Source organism: Paraburkholderia sp. A3BS-1L (assembly GCF_051125215.1).
Classification (GTDB): Bacteria; Pseudomonadota; Gammaproteobacteria; order Burkholderiales; family Burkholderiaceae; genus Paraburkholderia.
The window spans coordinates 2,981,030-2,998,073 of sequence record NZ_CP120442.1 but is presented as its reverse complement, the minus strand read 5'-3'; the positions used below and the strand labels follow the sequence as shown (position 1 = coordinate 2,998,073).

Sequence of the window (17,044 nt, the reverse complement as noted above, 5' to 3'; positions counted from 1 at the left end):
CGGTAATGGAGCATCCGATGGAATCAACGACCGTTTCTCCGCGCACCGGTGCGGCGACCGCGCGCGCGGCGCGGGCGTTGCCCGCGGCCACCGGTCCGCGCTGGCTGCCGTGGGCCAAGGGCGTGGTGTTCGTCGCGGCGTGGTATCCGCTTGCGCGGCTGGTGTTCTTCGGCGTCACGGACCGGCTCGGCGCGAACCCGATCGAGTTCATCACGCGCTCGACGGGCCTATGGACGCTCGTGTTCCTTTGCATCACGCTCGCGGTCACGCCGTTGCGCCGCCTTACGGGCTTCAATGCGCTGATACGCTTTCGGCGCATGCTCGGGCTCTACGCGTTCTTTTACGCCGCGCTGCATTTCACCACTTATATCTGGTTCGACAAGTGGTTTGACGTGGCCGCGATGCTCAAGGACGTCGGCAAGCGGCCCTTCATCACGGTGGGCTTCACGGCGTTCGTATTGCTGATTCCGCTCGCCATCACCTCGACGCGCGCGATGGCGCGCAAGCTCGGGCGTCGCTGGCAGACGCTGCACCGGCTGGTGTACGCGATCGGCGTGCTCGCGATCCTGCACTTCTGGTGGATGAAGGCGGGCAAGCACGATCTCGCGTTGCCGAAGCTCTATGGCGCGATTATGGTCGTGCTGCTCGGCTGGCGGATCGGCGCGTGGCTGCTTGCGCGCTGGAAGACGCGGCCGGTGACGTCGCGCTAACCGCTTGTCTCGCTTTCCCTCGCGCGGGCAATAAAAAAGCGACGCACGAGAGGCGTCGCTTTTTGCATTCAATGCCGGCACTTTGCGCCCGACACGGTGCTCAATCCGGCAGCAGATGCTCGCCGGCGAACAGTTGCTGCACCGTCTCGCGCTCGCGCGCGACGTGCGCGCGCGCGCCGTCGACCAGGACTTCGGCCGCGCGCGGACGCGTGTTGTAGTTGGAGCTCATCACGAAGCCATAGGCGCCCGCCGAGCGGATCGCGAGCACGTCGCCGGCCTCGATCGCGAGCGTGCGCGAACGGCCGAGCCAGTCCCCGCTCTCGCACACGGGGCCGACGATGTCCCAGGTCTGCGCGGAGTCAGCGCGCTCGGTGACCGGCTCGATGGCGTGATACGCCTCGTACATGGCTGGACGCGCGAGATCGTTCATCGCAGCGTCGACGATCGCGAAGTTTTTCTCCACACCGGGCTTCAGGAATTCGACGGTCGTGAGCAGGATGCCTGCATTGCCGACCAGCGAGCGGCCCGGCTCGAAGTACACCTCGCGGGTCCTGCCGGTCTTCGCCCCGTGGGCCTCGATGCGATCGAGCACGGTGCGCACGAATGCGCCGACATCGGGCGGTGTTTCATCATCGTAGCGAATGCCGAGGCCGCCGCCCACGTCGATGTGATGGATGTGCACGCCATCCGACTCGATCTGGTCGACGAGCTCGAGCACCTTGTCGATGGCGTCGAGATACGGTGCGACTTCGGTGATCTGCGAGCCGATATGGCAGTCGATGCCGACCACGTCCAGATTCGGCATGGCTGCCGCCGCGCGGTAGGTCGCGCGCGCCTCGTCGAACGCGACGCCGAACTTGTTCGACTTCAGGCCCGTGGAGATGTACGGATGCGTCTTCGCGTCGACGTCCGGGTTCACGCGCAGCGAAACCGGCGCCTTCTTGCCCAGTTCGCCAGCGACGGCGTTCAGACGGTCGAGCTCGGGAATCGACTCGACATTGAAGCACTTCACGCCTGCTTCCAGCGCCAAGCGCATTTCGTCAGGATGCTTGCCCACGCCCGAGAACACCGTGTTTGCCGCTTTGCCGCCCGCTGCCAGCACACGGGCGAGTTCGCCGCCCGAGACGATGTCGAAGCCCGCGCCTTCGCGCGCGAACACGTTGAGCACCGCGAGGTTGCTGTTCGCCTTGACTGCGAAGTGCACCGTGGCGCGGCGGCCCGCGCACGCGTCGGCGTAGGCGTGCCATGCAGCAGTGAGCGCCGCGCGCGAGTAGACGTAGAGTGGAGTGCCGTACTGCGCGGCGAGGTCGGCGGCGGACACGCCTTCGACGAAGAGCGTGCCGTTGTCACGGTGAAAGGCGCGATGAAAAGCGGGCTGGGTCATGCGGGCGTCTGATTGAAGTCGGTGCGGGTTTGCGGCTTACTGAACCGGGGTTGCGGCGGAAGCAGGTTGCAAATCGGGCTGCGCGCCGCTGGCGGGCACGGATTTGAGTTCGGCATCCGGGGACAGCGAAAGCGGCGTGCCCGATGTGTCGGGAAGCTCGCCGGCTTGCGCGCCCGATGCCGGTATGCCCGACGCCGGTATGCCCGATGCGGGCCGCACGGTGGCGGGCGTCGGCCGTGCGTTGTCGCCGGTTTGCGTCTCGAAATTCGGCTTCTGCGGGAGCGGTGGCACCGTGGGCATGTAGAGCGGCCCTCTCTGGCCGCAGCCTGCCAACGAAAGCGCGGCTACAGCGCCGATCGCGAAAGCAGCTAGAATTGCGCCGGGCGTCGATACGCGGGGCGTCGATACGCGGGATGCCGGTGCGCGCATCCTGGAATTGACACGCATAATTGTCCCTGAATGATTAACCGGTGGAGTTTAGCATGCCAGATAGTGACTACCTGAGCCGCGCGGAGGCCGTGCTGGCGGCGGTGGAGCGCGTCGCCGACGAGGCCGAGGCCGATATCGAACTCGAGCGCAGCGGCAACGTTTTGACACTCGAATTCGAGAATCGCACGAAGATCATCGTGAATCTGCAGCCGCCGATGCGCGAGATCTGGATCGCGGCGAAAGCGGGCGGCTTTCATTATCGTTTTATCGATGGCGAATGGCGCGACACACGCACGGGCACTGAGTTCTTTTCGGCGCTCACGGCCTACGCGAGCGAGCAGGCGGGCGAGCCTGTCACGTTCAAGCCGTGACGTCGCCATGATGCCGCTTTGAATGCCGCTGCGAATCTCGCGGTGAAGCGGTCGAGCGGCGAAGTGGTCAGGCGCTCAACGTGAAAACGGGCACCCTCGGGTGCCCGTTCTTCATGGTGCTGAGCGTGCTCAATGGCCGCGGAACAGATTCATGATGTCTTCCTTCTCCTTGGCGTTGACCTGCTCGGGCGCCGAACCTGCGCCTGCCTGACCGCCCATGCCCGCGGCGCCGCTCGTCTGGGCGTCGAGCGCGGCCTGGCTGATGCCGACCGTCGAGACGAAGCCGTGGCCCGGCGTGGCGTCGGCGTAATAAAGCTCGTCGCCGAGGGTGACGATGCCATCGGGCATCGGCATCTTGTATTCGGGCACGCCGTTGAGCGCCTTCTGCATGTATTCGATCCACACGGGCAGCGCGAGGCCGCCGCCGGTTTCCTTGTCGCCGAGGCTGCGCGGATTGTCGTAGCCGATCCATGCGATGGCCGCGAGCGTGTGCTGATAGCCCGCGAACCAGGCGTCGCGCGAGTCGTTGGTCGTGCCGGTCTTGCCGCCGAGGTCGGTGCGCTTGAGGACGTTCGACTTCGCGCCCGTGCCGCGCTGGGCCACGCTCTGCAGCAGGCTGTTCATGATGTACGCGTTGCGCGGGTCGATCGCGCGCGGCGCGTTCTGGCCTGCCACGAGCGGCTGCGCCTGCGCGACCACCATGCCGCGCTGATCGGTGACTTCGGCGATCAGGTACGGATTCACGCGATAGCCGCCGTTGGCGAACACCGAATACCCGCCCGCCATTTGCAGCGGCGTGACGAGACCCGCGCCGAGCGCCATGGGCAGATAGGCGGGATGGCGCTCGGCGTCGAAGCCGAAGTGCGTGATGTATTGCTGTGCGTACTTCGTGCCGATGTGGTTGAGGATGCGGATCGACACGAGGTTCTTCGACTTCATGAGCGCGGTGCGCATGGTCATCGGGCCGTCGAAGCCGCCGCCGTAGTTCTTCGGCTCCCACGCCTGGCCGCCCGTTTCGGCGGCGCTGAAGAAGAGCGGCGCGTCGTTGATGATGGTGGCCGGCCCGAGCCCCTTGTCAAGCGAGGCCGAATAGATGAACGGCTTGAAGCTCGAGCCCGGCTGGCGCCATGCCTGGGTGACGTGGTTGAACTTGTTCTTGTTGAAGTCGAAGCCGCCCACCAGGGCGCGGATCGCGCCGTCTTGCGGCACGACCGAGACGAACGCGCCTTCAATCTGCGGCAACTGTGTGATCGACCATTCGCCGGCGCTGCTTCCCGCGCTGTTTGCGGAGCTGTTAGCGGCGTTATGTCCGGCGCTATTGCGCATGATACGGATGATGGCGCCCGGGCGAATGCGCTGGTTCGGCTGCGCGCGCGCGCTCAGGTTGTATTGCGCGAAGCGCAGGCCGTCGCCGGTGATGGTGGCCGTGTTGCCGTCCATGAGGGTCGCCTGCACCTGCTTCGGGCTCGCCGAGGTGACCACGGCCGCGACGAGCTCGCCGTTGTCGGGGTGCTCGAGCAGCGCGTCGTCGATGGCCTGCTCGCGGTCGTCCGCGTCGGCGGGCAGTTCGATGAACGCTTCGGGCCCGCGATAGCCGCGCCGCCGCTCGTAATCGAGCAAGCCCTTGCGCAGCACGCGATAGGCGACATCCTGATCGGCCGAATCGATGGTCGTGACGACGCTCAGTCCGCGCGTGTACGCCTCTTCGTGATACTGGGCGTACATCATCTGGCGCACCATCTCCGCTACATACTCGGCGTGCACGCTGAATTCCTTGCCCGCACCCTTGACGACGAGCGGCTGCTGCGCGGCTGCATCGAATTGCTGCTGGGTGATGTAGTGCAGTTCCAGCATGCGCTCGAGGATGTACTCCTGGCGCACCTTGGCGCGCTTCGGATTGACGACCGGGTTGTACGCCGAGGGCGCCTTGGGCAGACCCGCGAGCATCGCGCATTCGGCGAGCGTGAGATCTTTCAGATCCTTTCCGAAGTACACGCGCGCGGCGCTCGCGAAGCCGTAGGCGCGCTGTCCCAGATAGATCTGATTCATGTACACCTCGAGAATCTGATCCTTGGAGAGCTTCGACTCGATCTTGTAGGCGAGCAGCATCTCGTAGATCTTGCGTGTGTAGGTCTTCTCGCTCGACAGGAAGAAGTTGCGCGCCACCTGCATGGTGATCGTGCTCGCGCCCTGCGAGGCGTGGCCATTGGTGAGCGCGACGAAGCCCGCGCGCGCGATGCCCGTGAGGTCGACGCCGCCGTGCTCGTAGAAGCGCGCGTCTTCGATCGCGAGGATCGCTTTCTTGAGGTTATCGGGCACGTCCTGGATATGGACGATATCGCGCCGTTCCTCGCCGAATTCGCCGATCAGCACGTGGTCGCGCGTATAGATGCGCAACGGCACCTTCGGCCGATAGTCGGTGAGCGCGTCGAGCGACGGCAGGTTCGGGGTAGCGACGATGAGCGCATAGCCGAGCACGAGCGCCGCACTGGCGGCCGCGCCCACGATCAGCACGGCAGTGCCGATGAGCAGCTTGAGCCACCACGGCCGCTTGCGTTTGGGCGGCGCGGGCGGCGTGGACGGCGGAACGGATGAGGGAGGCAGAGCTTCGTGCATACGGACACCGGAAAAACAGTCCCGCGATTATAGCCGCCTGCCCAGGCGCGCTTTCGGAATGCTTACGCCGGATGGGCGAGGCCGGGTGGGAGCGAGGCGAGCGGGACGGCCACGCGGCATAGACGCACTCTAGCCGTGTCTCGCATGTGCGAGAAGATCGTATGACGGTCGCAGTCGGTTGTATTCGGTTGTACCGGTCGACACGAAGCCACGGCATGCACGGATTGGCCATCCGGACGAGTGTGCGCGGCAAGCGCCGCTTCGCACAATTTCCCCCTGAGCGCGTCACGAATGGTTCGCGGCGCGACGCACATGGGAGGAATGCGATGAGCTTGCTCAATCCGCTGTTGCTGGGTGCGCGCCGCTTTGCTGCGGGCGTCGATGTGGGCGCGCGTGGCGTCACGCTGGTTGTTCTGAGTCAGCGGGTGTTCGGCGGCGGGCCGTTGCGCATCGAATGGCTGGGCCGTGCGCCGCTTGCGCGCGAGGCGCTCTCGGGCGCCGAGATCGTCAATCGTCAGGCGCTGGCAGGCGCGCTGCAGGAGGTGTTCGGCGCGCTGCCATCCGCTTGTGCGCAGGCCACTCTGCGTTGCTCGATGGCGCTGCCCGCCGGCGCGACGCTGCTGGCATCCATGCCGCTCTCGCGGTTGGCGTCTGTGGAGGGGAGCAGCCGCACCGGCGGGATGGACCGGCCGGACATTTCAGGCCTTTACGCCGAGCTCGAGCCGCTCGTGCTCGCCGAGGCGGAGCGCGTGTCGGGTGTCGAGCGCGCCGAGCTGGCGGTGGATTGGCGTGTGGGCCCGCTTGCACTGGAGTGCGGCGTAGCGTCCGCGCACGAAACCCAGGTGACGATTGCGGCCACGGCGCGTGCCCATCTGGAGGCGCGCATCGAATGCGCGGCGATGGCGGGCGTCACGCTATGCGCCGTAGACGACGAGGCGCATGCGGCACTGCGCGCGATGCGTCATGCCGCTGAGTTCGAGTTGTCGCCGCACGAGGCGTGGGTGGCGTTGTGGATCGGCGCGGACGGCGTGCACGGCTGGTTCGTTGCCGAAGAGACCGTTGTGCGAACCATGCGTTTTCCGGCGCTGGAGCACGCCGATCTGGTCGAAGCGCTGCGCGATCTGGCGGGCGACGGGCAAACCGGCTGCACGTTCGTGGCCGGCGACCTCGGCTTGCTGCACGGTGCGCATCTTTCGCTCGCCGATATCGGCGATGTGCTCGGCACTCCTGTGCTGCCGTTCGAGTGCGCGCCGCTCGCAGACATTGAACACCCACTCGACGCCAATCTGCTGCACGACCCGTCGTGTGCCGTCGCGTTCGGCCTCGCCATGCGCGGGGTGAGCGAATGAGCTTGCGAGCGGGTAGCGTGCGCGAGCAGAGCGCCGTGCCGGGAGCGTGGAGCGGTGGATTCAACTTGCTGCCATGGCGGCCCGCCGCGATGCGGCGTTTGCGCCGTCGCCGCGCGTTCGAGTGGCTGGCGGCGTTGACCGTAGGCTGTGCATGCGGCAGCGCCGTAGCCGGATGGCAAATGTTCGAGCGCACGCGAATCGAGGTGCGCAGCGAGGCGGTAGAGCAACAATTCGCACGGTTGGCGGTGCCGCTGGAGCTTGCGCGCAAGCTCGAACGCGAAGCCGAGAGGCGCCGCGCCGCGCGTTCCGAAGCGCAGCAGCGGGCGAAGCCGCTTTCACACGTGTTTGCGCTCATAGATGCGTTGTCGGGGGCGCGCACGGTGGGCGTGACCCTCGAGCAGCTTGCGCAACGCGCCGAAGAATCGGAGTTGCACGCAAGCGCGACCGACGAGGCGGCAGCCGCGGCATGGCTCGCAAGCCTGCACGCGATCCCGGGAGTCGAGGCCGTCGACGTGCGCGAATTGAAGCGTGCACAGGAGCCTGGGCTCATGCGCGAGCGCGTTCCGCCTGGTGCGTCGCGCGGCATGGTGCCAGCCCGTGCGCCGATTCGTGTGGCCGTGCGGCTGATGTGGAAAGGCGCGGCGGCGAAGGCGGCCAGCACGGCGCGTAGCGTGAGCGCGAAGGAGGCGAAATGATGGCCGCGCTGGCGATGCGCGCCCGCCCGTTTGGGCGCGAAAGCACGCACGGCGGCGTGTTCTCCACGCGCTTGCGCGGCTGGCGGCCCATACACGCGTGGAGCGGCCGGCGCCGCGCCGTGGTCGCTGCGGTGCTTGGTGTGCTCGCTATGTGTCTGGTGAGCGGCGCGTGTGTGGTCCTGGACGTGGGCGGCGTGCAGGCGACGCAATCAGCGCTTGCCGATGCCCATGCGCGACTCGCGGGCGCGCGGCAAACACTGGCGCGCCTGCCGCCTTTGCAGCGCGACGCGCAAGACGGGCCGCAGCGCGAGCGCGAGGGCAGCGCCGCCGGTGATATTCGCGGCATCTCGCAGCTCGCGGCGCAGGCCGGGCTCGTGCTGATCGCGCTCGAGCCAGCGGCTTCGGGCAGTGCCCCGGCACCGGCGTTCCGCACGACGAAGCTGGTCGCGCTGGGTAGCTTCGGGCAATTGTCGGCCTTCCTCGGCGGACTAGCGACGTTGCCCGAGCTTGTGGTGCCCAGCGAACTCTCAGTCAGGCGCAGCGGAGGCAGCCTCGCGATCTCGGCCGTGCTGCAGGTGTTCGACGGACTGCCCGCTGCTGCCTTTGTGCGCAATGGCGACGAAGGCGGCACGCTTGCCGATCCGTTCGGAAGTGGGTTCCCCGGCGTTCAGGGCGCTGCGGGGATACAGGGCGACGCTGCGATGCGTTTGTCCGGCATGCTGGTGGAGCGCGGGCGAGCCGTTGCACTGGTTGAAACCGCCGAAGGCACGGTGGCCGTGCAGACCGGCGCCACGCTTGCGGGCGCACGGGTGTCGAGCGTGGATCCGGTGCGCATCGTGCTCTCGCTCGATGGCGCGACGCATACCTTGGGCTGGGCGGAGGACACCAAATGAAATCCCGGCAATCGGTGTGTTCTGACGAAAGCCGGCTTCGGGCCCCGGAGCGCCTCACGATCCATTGGCTGAGCTGCGTGCTTGCATCGATGGCGCAGGCAGTGCCCATCGCACAGGGCGCTGTGCCGCCACCGCTGCCGGCGTGGCGCCAGGCTGCCGCGCCGGTGGCGCGTTATGAGGCGCCGCCGCTGCCGCCACAACCACCGCTCGGTGCTGGCGGAACGGGCGGGGAGTCCGCTGCTCCGCCAGGCTGGGTCGCGAATCCGTTCGCGCCCGAAAACGGCGCAGATAATGCTTCGCTACCCGGTGCTGCCGAGGGTGAGGGCGGCGATCCAGTAGCGCAGCGTGCAGCAGTGCCGGCTGCGCCCGAGGCGCCGCCACCGCTCGAAGGGCCACCCGTGCCGCTGCGTCCACCTGCCCGCTTGAGCGGCGCAGCATCGGACGATGATGGCCTGCCGCCCGATCGCCCGATTTCGCTCAATTTTCAGCGCGCGGAGCTCACGGCTGTGCTGCACGCGTTCGCGCAGTTCACGAAGCTGAACATCGTTGCGAGCGAGCGCGTGCGTGGCCAGGTCACGCTGCGGCTCGATCGTGTGCCATGGCGTGCCGCATTCGATCTGCTGCTCGTGTCGAACGGCCTCGCCATGGAGCGCACAGGCCGTGTGCTCTGGGTCGCGCCTGCGGCAGACATGGCGGCGCGTGAGCGGCAGCTATTCGAAGCGCACGCGCGCGCCGCCGAACTGGAGCCGCTTGCGAGCCGCACGTTCGAGCTTCAGTACGCGCGCGCCGAGGACCTGCGCCGGCTCCTCACCGGCTCGGGCACGCAGCGCGCGCTCTCGAAGCGGGGCGCTGCCGTGGCGGACACGCGCACGAATCTGCTGTTCATCACGGATTTGCCGGCGCGTCTCGACCAGATCGCGCCGCTCATCCAGCGCCTCGATGCGCCCGCGCGCCAGGTGCTGATCGAGGCGCGCATCGTCGAAGGCGACGAAGGTCTGTCGCGCGAGCTGGGCGTGCGGCTCGGGCTCTATCCGACCAATCCCGATGGCGTCCCGCGCGGGCTGCACGGCGATGCGGTCGGCGCGGTCTACGACTTGCCTGCAGGGCCGCTCTCCGGTTTCGACGCCGCCCAACTCGGCCTCACGCTGCTGGCCGCGCGCGCGACCCGCCTGCTCGACATCGAGTTGAGCGCGCTAGAAGCCGAAGGGCGAGGGCGCGTGGTATCCAGTCCACGCGTCGTGACCGCTGACCGCACCAAGGCTGTCGTCGAGCAGGGCACCGAGTTGCCGTATCAGGCGAAAGTCGGACAGGGCGTCTCGGGCGTGCAATTTCGCCGCGCCACGCTGAAGCTGGAGGTCGAGCCGCAGATCACGCCGGATGGCCGCGTGATTCTCGATCTCGACGTGGCCAAGGACAGCGTGGGCGAGCAAACCGCCGCAGGGCCGGCGATTCACACCAAGCACGTGCAGACGCGGGTGGAGATCGAGGACGGCGGAACGGTCTCGATTGGCGGCATCGATGCGACCGATGACCGGGACGATGTGACGCGGGTGCCGCTCCTGGGCAAAATACCGTTATTGGGCGCGCTTTTTTCGCATCGCGCGCATCGTGACCGACGCAGCGAACTGGTGGTGTTCATCACGCCGCGCGTGGTCAGCGGAGATTGAACGATGCGCGCGGGCGTAAGATGCTGGGTTTGGTCTCAGATTAATGCAGCGCCGCGAGGACTCCCGAAAAGGGCCGGACCGTGGGCGCTGCAGGCTCGACAACGCGGCCGCTTTGCCAGTAAGCTGCGGCACCAACCTTTCGTAGGAAACGCTGCAAGTGCGGGACGCAAACGCCAATGTATTTTTCGTAGGGCTCATGGGCGCCGGCAAGACGACCGTGGGCCGGGCGGTCGCGCGTCGGCTTGAGCGTCCGTTTTTCGACTCCGATCACGAGATCGAGGCGCGCACGGGCGCGCGCATTCCGGTGATCTTCGAGCTGGAAGGCGAAGCGGGCTTTCGCGAGCGCGAGGCGCACGTGATCGACGACCTCAGCGCGCGCGAAGGCATCGTGCTGGCGACGGGCGGCGGCGCGGTGCTGCGGCCCGAGAACCGCGCGGCGCTCAAGGAGCGGGGTTTCGTGGTCTATTTGCGCGCGAATCCGCACGACCTCTGGCTGCGCACGCGCCGCGACAAGAACCGGCCGCTCCTGCAGACCGAAGACCCCAAGGGGCGGCTCGAAGCGCTTTACGCGCAGCGCGATCCGCTTTATCGCGAGGTCGCCGACTTCGTGATCGAGACCGGCCGCCCGTCCGTGAACGGCCTCGTCAACATGGTGTTGATGCAGCTCGACATGGCCGGCGTCGCTCGAACCCCGGCGAGCGAGTAGGGCGTTCCTGCTCGTGTCACCCACCCTGAACGAATGCCTCGCATGATTACCGTCAACGTCGAACTGGGCGACCGCGCCTACCCCATCCACATCGGCACCGACCTCATTGGCCAGACGGCGCTGTTCGCGCCACATATCGCCGGCAAGTCGGTGACCATCGTGACCAACACGGTCGTAGAGCCGCTTTATGGCGACCAGTTGCGCGCTGCGCTCGCGCCGCTCGGCAAGGACGTCCACACGGTCGTGCTGCCCGATGGCGAGGCGTACAAGAACTGGGAAACACTCAACTTGATCTTCGACGCGCTGCTTACCGCGCGCGCCGACCGCAAGACCACGCTGATCGCGCTGGGCGGCGGCGTGACCGGCGACATGACGGGCTTCGCGGCCGCCTGCTATATGCGCGGCGTGCCGTTCATCCAGGTGCCCACGACGCTGCTCTCGCAGGTCGATTCGTCGGTGGGCGGCAAGACCGGCATCAACCATCCGCTCGGCAAGAACATGATCGGCGCGTTCTATCAGCCGCAGGCCGTGATTGCCGATATCGGCGCGCTGCGCACGCTGCCGGCGCGTGAACTCGCGGCGGGCGTGGCCGAGGTCATCAAGACCGGGGCGATCGCGGACGCCGAATTCTTCGAATGGATCGAGGCGAACGTGGCGGCGCTCAACCGCTGCGAGCCGGAGGCGCTCGCGCATGCGGTGAAGCGCTCGTGCGAGATCAAGGCATCGGTGGTGGCCGCCGACGAGCGCGAAGGCGGCTTGCGCGCGATCCTGAATTTCGGGCATACGTTCGGCCATGCGATTGAAGCGGGCCTCGGCTATGGTGAGTGGCTGCACGGCGAGGCCGTGGGCTGCGGCATGGTGATGGCGGCTGATCTTTCGGTGCGTCTCGGCATGCTCGACGAAGCGTCGCGCGAGCGGCTGGTGCGCGTGGTGAAGGCGGCGAATCTGCCCATCGTGGCCCCGGCGCTGGGCGCGGCGCGCTATGTCGATCTCATGCAGGTCGACAAGAAAGCCGAGGGCGGCGCGATCAAGTTCATTCTGCTCGAGCGCTTCGGGAAGACGCATATCGGCCGCGCGCCCGACGAAGCCGTGCAGGCGACGCTGGCCGCCGCCGTGAAGGGCTGATTCAAGGGCCTGAAGCTGGCGGCCTGAGCTTGCGCGGCCCGTGCCCGAGAGGCCGCGGCCGCCCCAGATGCGATCCTTGCGGAGGAACCGTTGAGCGACACCCGCAGCGACATTAGAGGCGAACATCCCGGTGAGCGCGCAGGTCCGGACGGCGTTCACGCGCCGGGCGTTGTCGGTGTGCCCGTCGATCTCGAAGCGGGACTCGCGTCCTACGCGGCACGTTCCGCGCAATCGCGTGGCCGCCGGTTCGCCGAGCCGCCGCCCGCCGCGCGCAGCGAGTTTCAACGCGACCGCGACCGCATCGTCCATTCCACAGCGTTCCGGCGGCTCGAATACAAAACTCAGGTGTTCGTGAACCACGAGGGCGATCTCTTTCGCACGCGGCTCACGCACAGCCTCGAAGTCGCGCAGATCGCCCGCTCGGTCGCTCGCAATCTGCGCGTGAACGAGGATCTCGTCGAGGCCATCTCGCTCGCGCACGACCTCGGCCATACGCCGTTCGGCCATGCGGGCCAGGACGCGCTCAACGAATGTATGCGCGGGCACGGCGGCTTCGAGCACAACTTGCAGAGCCTCGCCGTCGTTGACGAGCTCGAGGAGCACTACGGCGCGTTCGACGGCCTGAATCTGTGCTTCGAGACACGCGAAGGCATCCTCAAGCACTGCTCGCGCGAGCACGCGCGGCAGCTCGGCGAACTGGGCGAGCGTTTCCTGCTCGGGCGCCAGCCTTCGCTCGAAGCGCAGATCGCCAACATCGCGGACGAAATCGCCTACAACAATCACGACGTGGACGACGGGCTGCGTTCGGGGCTCCTCACCATCGAGCAGCTCGCCGAGGTCGACCTCTGGCAAATGCACTACGAAGCCGCGCGCGCCGAGTACCCGCAAATAGAGGGGCGGCGCCTCGTGCATGAGATCGTGCGGCGCATCATCAACACGCTGATCGTCGACTTGATCGACGAGACGAGCCGCAATCTCGCGAGGCTCGCGCCGCAATCGCTGGGCGATGTGCGCGCTGCGCCGCCCATCGTCGCGCACAGTGAGCGTGTTGCAGCCCAGGCCGCCGCGCTCAAGCGGTTTCTGTACCGTAACCTGTACCGGCATTACCGCGTGATGCGCATGGCGAACAAGGCGCAGCGCATCGTGAAGGGTCTTTTCGAGGCGTTTTCCGACGATCCGCGCTTGCTGCCCCCCGCGTACCAAACCCATGACGAAGCCTCGCAACCGCGCCAGATCGCGCACTACATCGCGGGCATGACCGACCGTTATGCCCTCAAGGAATACCGGCGCCTCTTCGTCGTGTCCGACGAGGTTTGAGCGCCCCTGTCTTGAATCCGGAGTCCAGACGATGAATAACTGGCCGTATCCGCGCGTTGCCGCGCACCGCGGCGGCGGTACGCTCGCACCTGAGAACACGCTGGCGGGCCTGTGCGTCGGCGCCGGGTTCGGACACACGATGGTGGAGTTCGACGCCAAACTGTCGGCCGACAACGTAGCGTTCCTGCTGCACGACGACACCGTCGAGCGCACCTCGAACGGGCGCGGCGCGGCGGCGCAACTGCGCTATGCGCAGATTGCGGCGTTCGATGCGGGCAGCTGGTGCGATTCGCGCTTCGAAGGCGAGCACATGCCGACGCTCGCCGAGGTGGCGCAGTGCTGCCGCGAGGAAGGCCTGGCGGCGAATGTGGAGATCAAGCCGTGTCCGGGGCGGGAGGCGGAGACGGGCCGTATCGTCGGAGCGGAGACGGCGCGGCTGTGGCGGGCGTCGGGGCAAGACAGGTCCGCAGTACAGCCGCTGCTTTCCTCATTTTCGCCCGAGGCGCTCGCGGCGGCGCGCGATGCCGCTCCGGATCTGGCGTGCGGCCTGCTCGTCGAGCGCGTGCCCGACGACTGGCGCGAGCAGACGGCCGCACTCGGTTGCGTTTCGCTGCATGCGAGTCACCGGCATCTCGACGAGGGACTGGTTCACCGCATCAAGAAAGCCGGCCTTTATATTCTCGCCTACACGGTGAACGACCTCGAGCGCGCGCGGCTACTCGTGAGCTGGGGCGTGGACACCATCTGTACTGACCGCATCGACCTGATCGGGCCGCACGCGCTCGACGGATAGCACGGTTTCAGGCACGCCTGAGGGGTGCCGGGCCGGTCGCAAGCCCATCGGTGCGCAACCCCGGGCGAGCTTGCGGCGCGCAGTGCGACTTCAGCGCAGGCGCGAAAGCAGCGCGCCTGCGACCAGCGCGACGCCGCCTACGATGGCGAGGGCTTGCCACGGGTTGGCATGCACGTAGTCGTCGGCCTGGGCCATGGCTGCGTCGGTGCGTTCGCGCGCGGAAGCGCGTGCAACTTCCAGGCGCTCGCGTGCCGAATCCAGACGCTTGCGAATGTCGGCGCGCAGCGCGGTAGCGTCGGCTTGCGTGCCTTCACCCAGCGTCGTTTCCAGTTCGGCGAGCAAATCCCGCAGTTCTTCGGCGATGTCGGCGGCCGCGTTGCGGCCGTGGCGCGCCATGCGGCGCGCATGGCGGCCCGTGCGCGTCCAGGATTCTCCGATGGCGTCTCGCGTGTTTGGAAATGCGCTCATGAATGACTCCGTCGTTTAAAAACACAGGGGGCCCGCCGTGCCTGCGTCCTAAAAGCGAGGCGCAGCGGGCGGAGGGCTTCAAGTATTGCGCATTTCGGGTGCCCGACGCGCCCAGGTGTACAGGCGGGATTACGCTTAGGCTCGCCGGCAAGACCCGCCTGGCGGGGCTTCGCGGCCCGCGAGCGGGGGCTGGAGAGCAAATCGGCGCATCTTGTTTGCGACAAATGATTACGGGGACAGCACGGATTTTCCGAGAGGCATAGAATCAAGAAAAGCCAATCGAGATGTAGGAGATAGTCGCCGTTGATGTAGGAGGCGCCGCCCTCCGTCGGTTACCGTGAGGGCAGGACGGAGAGCAGAGCCAGGAAGGCTGGCGCGGGGTGTTCCGAAGCGCGCGGGCGCTCAGAAGTTGTAGCCGACCTTCAGGAAGGTGACGAGCGGATTCAGGTGGATCTTGGCTTCGGAGCGTCGTTGGGTGCCCAACTGGTTGGCGACGGTGGTATCGAACGTGGCGATCACACTGACCGGGATGTACGAGAGCGAGAAGCCAGCGAACCAGTGCTTCGTGAAGTTGTAGTTGAAGCCCACATTAAATACGGGCGCCCAGGAACGATCCGTCGAAACACTGGTCGGACCCCCAAGTACGCCTTGCTCGAATGTGGGGTTCGTGATTTTCGCGTCGGTGAACCACACATACGTGAAACCGATGCCGGCGTAAGGACGGAATTTTGCTTCAGGCGTGTTGAAGTAGTACTTGAGCAGCAGTGCCGGGCTCCACAGGCGCGCTTCGCCAACCTTGCCGAACTGGTTGAAGCTGCCGCCGCCGTAGAGATCGAACTTCGGCGGAATGCCCAATTCGGCTTCAGTTGCGATGTGGTCGGTAACGAAGTAGCCGAAGGAGAGACCCAGTGTGTCGGACGAGCTAATGCTGGCGCCTGTGTTCGGAATGGCGAGGTTGACGGGCCTGCCTCCCGCGCTGTCGATTTTGAGCGGGTCGCTGCTGTCCTGCGGCGCGAAGTGGAACCATCCGGTTGTAACGTAGAAGGTGTTGGCCGATTGTGCGTAAGCCCCCGACACGCAGGCGAGTGCGGCGGTGGCTGCCAGCGCCTGTTTTAATTTCATATATGTGCTCCTCCATGAAAGGCCCGCTCATTATGAACACAACGTTTGCAACAAACCATACACGACCGTTAGAGCTTTTTCCCTAAGCGCCGCGAGCGTTCCGCTCAAGCCGGCATGCCCGCGAAAATGAGTGCTGGCGCGGCTTGGCGGGCATGCGGGTATTCACTAACGTACCAGGAAAATCGAGCATGGCACGGCTTGCACGTCTTTATGTTCCCGACCAGCCGCAGCATGTGATTCTGCGCGGACTGGACCAGCAGCCCGCGTTCGTCGACGACCAGGATTACGAACTGTTCATCGACTGCCTGAAGGCGGCGGCGCGCGATCATCATCTGGCGGTTCACGCCTGGGTTTTGATGCCCGGTGCGGTGCAACTGCTCGTCACGCCCTCTGACGAATCGAGCCTTCCCAAGGCGATGCAGGCGGTCGGCAGACGCTACGTGGCGCATTTCAACCGCCGCTATGCCCGGCGCGGCACGCTCTGGGAGGGGCGTTATCGCGCCACGGTCATCGAGGGCGAGCGTTTCTTCCTGCTCGCGAGCCGCGTCGTCGAGCTCGCGCCGGTGCGCAATCACCTCGTGACGGCAGCGGAAGACTACCGATGGTCGAGTTATCGACATCACATCGGACTCACGGTGGATAGCCTCATTACCGACCACCCGCTGTACTGGGCGCTCGGCAACACGCCGTTCGAGCGCCAGCGCGCCTATCGCGAACTCTGCGAGCAGCCGTTCGACGAGCGCGAGACCACGCAATTGATGCAGGCCACGCTCAAAGGCTGGGTGCTCGGTAGCGATACCTATCGCGAGTGGGCTTCGCGCTCGGCGAACCGGCGCGTCTCGCCGCTGCCGCGCGGTCGGCCGCGCAAGGTGCGCGAGACGCCCGCCGCGTCTGCAGCGGCCGGCGCGCCGGCCGCCAGTGCGGTTGGCGCAGCAGCCACCGCGGCCGCGGGCGGCAGCGCAGGGGCGCCGAACGTGTCACAGTCCCATGCTGGCGGGCAATCGAACCCCAATTATTCGCCGCCTGCTGGCGGGAATCCCGATGCGCATTCGGGAGGCCATGGCGGCACGCACGCGGGGAGTGGTTCCGGCGCAACGCCAGGGGCAAATACGGGTGGTGCGGGGGGGCATTCGGCGGGTTCGGCGTCGTCTGGCTCGGGCAGCGGCTCCGGTTCATCGCCGGTTCATCATGAGCGCAAGCCCGGCACAGGAACGCACTAATCCGCTTCCAGATCAAGGGGTTACCAGAAAAACGGCATCTTCGGGTGCCGTTTTATTTCGTCCGAATTAAATATGACCCCAATAAAATACGTGTGCGATGCACCATCTTGATAATTGGGGATCAATCATTAGGTTTTATTTGCATGTTCTTGATTCGTTGCGTATATTCGCCTTTCGGC

General features: G+C 66.4%; 14 protein-coding genes and 3 pseudogenes. 11 read left to right on the top strand and 6 right to left on the bottom strand.

Annotation, left to right across the window (positions count from 1 at the left end; all coding sequences use genetic code 11):
* Positions 1-5: 5 nt before the first annotated feature.
* Complete coding sequence (gene msrQ / locus P5W99_RS13660; RefSeq protein WP_421024912.1) at positions 6-710, top strand: protein-methionine-sulfoxide reductase heme-binding subunit MsrQ; 705 nt, start codon at positions 6-8, stop codon at positions 708-710.
* Positions 711-810: 100 nt separating this feature from the next.
* On the opposite strand, the gene lysA is transcribed toward msrQ, so the two are convergent.
* The 3 genes and pseudogenes from lysA to P5W99_RS13645 form a co-directional block, all read right to left on the bottom strand.
* Positions 811-2,094 (bottom strand): diaminopimelate decarboxylase, encoded by a 1,284-nt coding sequence (gene lysA / locus P5W99_RS13655; RefSeq protein WP_421024911.1) that lies wholly within the window; start codon positions 2,092-2,094, stop codon positions 811-813.
* Positions 2,095-2,130: 36 nt separating this feature from the next.
* Positions 2,131-2,394, bottom strand: coding sequence for a hypothetical protein (locus P5W99_RS13650; protein ID WP_434662629.1), 264 nt, complete (start codon positions 2,392-2,394; stop codon positions 2,131-2,133).
* 21 nt (positions 2,395-2,415) lie between these two features.
* Positions 2,416-2,523, bottom strand: a pseudogene (locus P5W99_RS13645) (hypothetical protein); the annotation flags it as partial.
* A gap of 53 nt (positions 2,524-2,576) precedes the next feature.
* Here P5W99_RS13645 and cyaY point away from each other — a divergent pair.
* Positions 2,577-2,894 (top strand): iron donor protein CyaY, encoded by a 318-nt coding sequence (gene cyaY / locus P5W99_RS13640; protein WP_035531687.1) that lies wholly within the window; start codon positions 2,577-2,579, stop codon positions 2,892-2,894.
* A 129-nt stretch (positions 2,895-3,023) separates the two neighbouring features.
* Here cyaY and P5W99_RS13635 read toward each other — a convergent pair whose 3' ends face one another.
* A complete protein-coding gene (locus P5W99_RS13635) occupies positions 3,024-5,510 on the bottom strand; it encodes a penicillin-binding protein 1A (RefSeq protein ID WP_421024910.1) in 2,487 nt (828 codons plus the stop codon).
* A gap of 326 nt (positions 5,511-5,836) precedes the next feature.
* Between P5W99_RS13635 and pilM the strand changes: the two genes are divergently transcribed.
* The 8 genes and pseudogenes from pilM (at position 5,837) to ugpQ (ending at position 14,055) form a co-directional block, all read left to right on the top strand.
* A complete protein-coding gene (gene pilM, locus P5W99_RS13630; RefSeq protein WP_421024909.1) occupies positions 5,837-6,859 on the top strand; it encodes a type IV pilus biogenesis protein PilM in 1,023 nt (340 codons plus the stop codon).
* Positions 6,856-7,554 carry a hypothetical protein gene (locus P5W99_RS13625; RefSeq protein ID WP_434661123.1) on the top strand — a complete coding sequence of 233 codons (699 nt, stop codon included), beginning with the start codon at positions 6,856-6,858 and terminating at the stop codon, positions 7,552-7,554. The genes pilM and P5W99_RS13625 overlap by 4 nt, the downstream gene beginning before the upstream one ends.
* Entirely contained in the window at positions 7,551-8,447 is an 897-nt protein-coding gene (locus P5W99_RS13620) for a hypothetical protein (protein ID WP_421024907.1), read from the top strand. Before P5W99_RS13625 ends, P5W99_RS13620 begins: the two co-directional genes overlap by 4 nt.
* A complete protein-coding gene (locus P5W99_RS13615) occupies positions 8,444-10,114 on the top strand; it encodes a type IV pilus secretin PilQ (protein ID WP_421024906.1) in 1,671 nt (556 codons plus the stop codon). Before P5W99_RS13620 ends, P5W99_RS13615 begins: the two co-directional genes overlap by 4 nt.
* Positions 10,115-10,265: 151 nt before the next feature.
* Positions 10,266-10,820, top strand: a complete 555-nt coding sequence (gene aroK / locus P5W99_RS13610) for a shikimate kinase AroK (RefSeq protein WP_421025280.1) — start codon at positions 10,266-10,268, stop codon at positions 10,818-10,820.
* A gap of 42 nt (positions 10,821-10,862) precedes the next feature.
* On the top strand, positions 10,863-11,945 hold the full coding sequence (aroB, locus tag P5W99_RS13605; protein ID WP_421024905.1) for a 3-dehydroquinate synthase: 1,083 nt from the start codon (positions 10,863-10,865) through the stop codon (positions 11,943-11,945).
* 186 nt (positions 11,946-12,131) lie between these two features.
* Positions 12,132-13,262, top strand: a pseudogene (locus P5W99_RS13600) (deoxyguanosinetriphosphate triphosphohydrolase); the annotation flags it as partial.
* A 31-nt stretch (positions 13,263-13,293) separates the two neighbouring features.
* Entirely contained in the window at positions 13,294-14,055 is a 762-nt protein-coding gene (gene ugpQ / locus P5W99_RS13595; protein WP_421024904.1) for a glycerophosphodiester phosphodiesterase, read from the top strand.
* Between the two features lie 90 nt (positions 14,056-14,145).
* Here the strand turns inward: ugpQ and P5W99_RS13590 are convergent, their stop codons facing one another.
* A complete protein-coding gene (locus tag P5W99_RS13590) occupies positions 14,146-14,523 on the bottom strand; it encodes a DUF883 family protein (RefSeq protein ID WP_421024903.1) in 378 nt (125 codons plus the stop codon).
* 402 nt (positions 14,524-14,925) lie between these two features.
* Positions 14,926-15,645, bottom strand: a complete 720-nt coding sequence (locus P5W99_RS13585; RefSeq protein ID WP_421024902.1) for an OmpW/AlkL family protein — start codon at positions 15,643-15,645, stop codon at positions 14,926-14,928.
* Between the two features lie 188 nt (positions 15,646-15,833).
* Here P5W99_RS13585 and P5W99_RS13580 point away from each other — a divergent pair.
* A pseudogene (locus tag P5W99_RS13580) lies at positions 15,834-16,523 on the top strand (transposase); the annotation flags it as partial.
* Positions 16,524-17,044: the final 521 nt, after the last annotated feature.

Excerpts from the sequence above, each read along its gene's own strand:
- msrQ (WP_421024912.1), top strand. The coding sequence starts at position 6 with ATGGAGCATCCGATGGAATCAACGACCGTTTCTCCGCGCACCGGTGCG.
- lysA (WP_421024911.1), bottom strand. The coding sequence starts at position 2,094 with ATGACCCAGCCCGCTTTTCATCGCGCCTTTCACCGTGACAACGGCACG.
- P5W99_RS13650 (WP_434662629.1), bottom strand. The coding sequence starts at position 2,394 with ATGCCCACGGTGCCACCGCTCCCGCAGAAGCCGAATTTCGAGACGCAA.
- cyaY (WP_035531687.1), top strand. The coding sequence starts at position 2,577 with ATGCCAGATAGTGACTACCTGAGCCGCGCGGAGGCCGTGCTGGCGGCG.
- P5W99_RS13635 (WP_421024910.1), bottom strand. The coding sequence starts at position 5,510 with ATGCACGAAGCTCTGCCTCCCTCATCCGTTCCGCCGTCCACGCCGCCC.
- pilM (WP_421024909.1), top strand. The coding sequence starts at position 5,837 with ATGAGCTTGCTCAATCCGCTGTTGCTGGGTGCGCGCCGCTTTGCTGCG.
- P5W99_RS13625 (WP_434661123.1), top strand. The coding sequence starts at position 6,856 with ATGAGCTTGCGAGCGGGTAGCGTGCGCGAGCAGAGCGCCGTGCCGGGA.
- P5W99_RS13620 (WP_421024907.1), top strand. The coding sequence starts at position 7,551 with ATGATGGCCGCGCTGGCGATGCGCGCCCGCCCGTTTGGGCGCGAAAGC.
- P5W99_RS13615 (WP_421024906.1), top strand. The coding sequence starts at position 8,444 with ATGAAATCCCGGCAATCGGTGTGTTCTGACGAAAGCCGGCTTCGGGCC.
- aroB (WP_421024905.1), top strand. The coding sequence starts at position 10,863 with ATGATTACCGTCAACGTCGAACTGGGCGACCGCGCCTACCCCATCCAC.
- ugpQ (WP_421024904.1), top strand. The coding sequence starts at position 13,294 with ATGAATAACTGGCCGTATCCGCGCGTTGCCGCGCACCGCGGCGGCGGT.
- P5W99_RS13590 (WP_421024903.1), bottom strand. The coding sequence starts at position 14,523 with ATGAGCGCATTTCCAAACACGCGAGACGCCATCGGAGAATCCTGGACG.
- P5W99_RS13585 (WP_421024902.1), bottom strand. The coding sequence starts at position 15,645 with ATGAAATTAAAACAGGCGCTGGCAGCCACCGCCGCACTCGCCTGCGTG.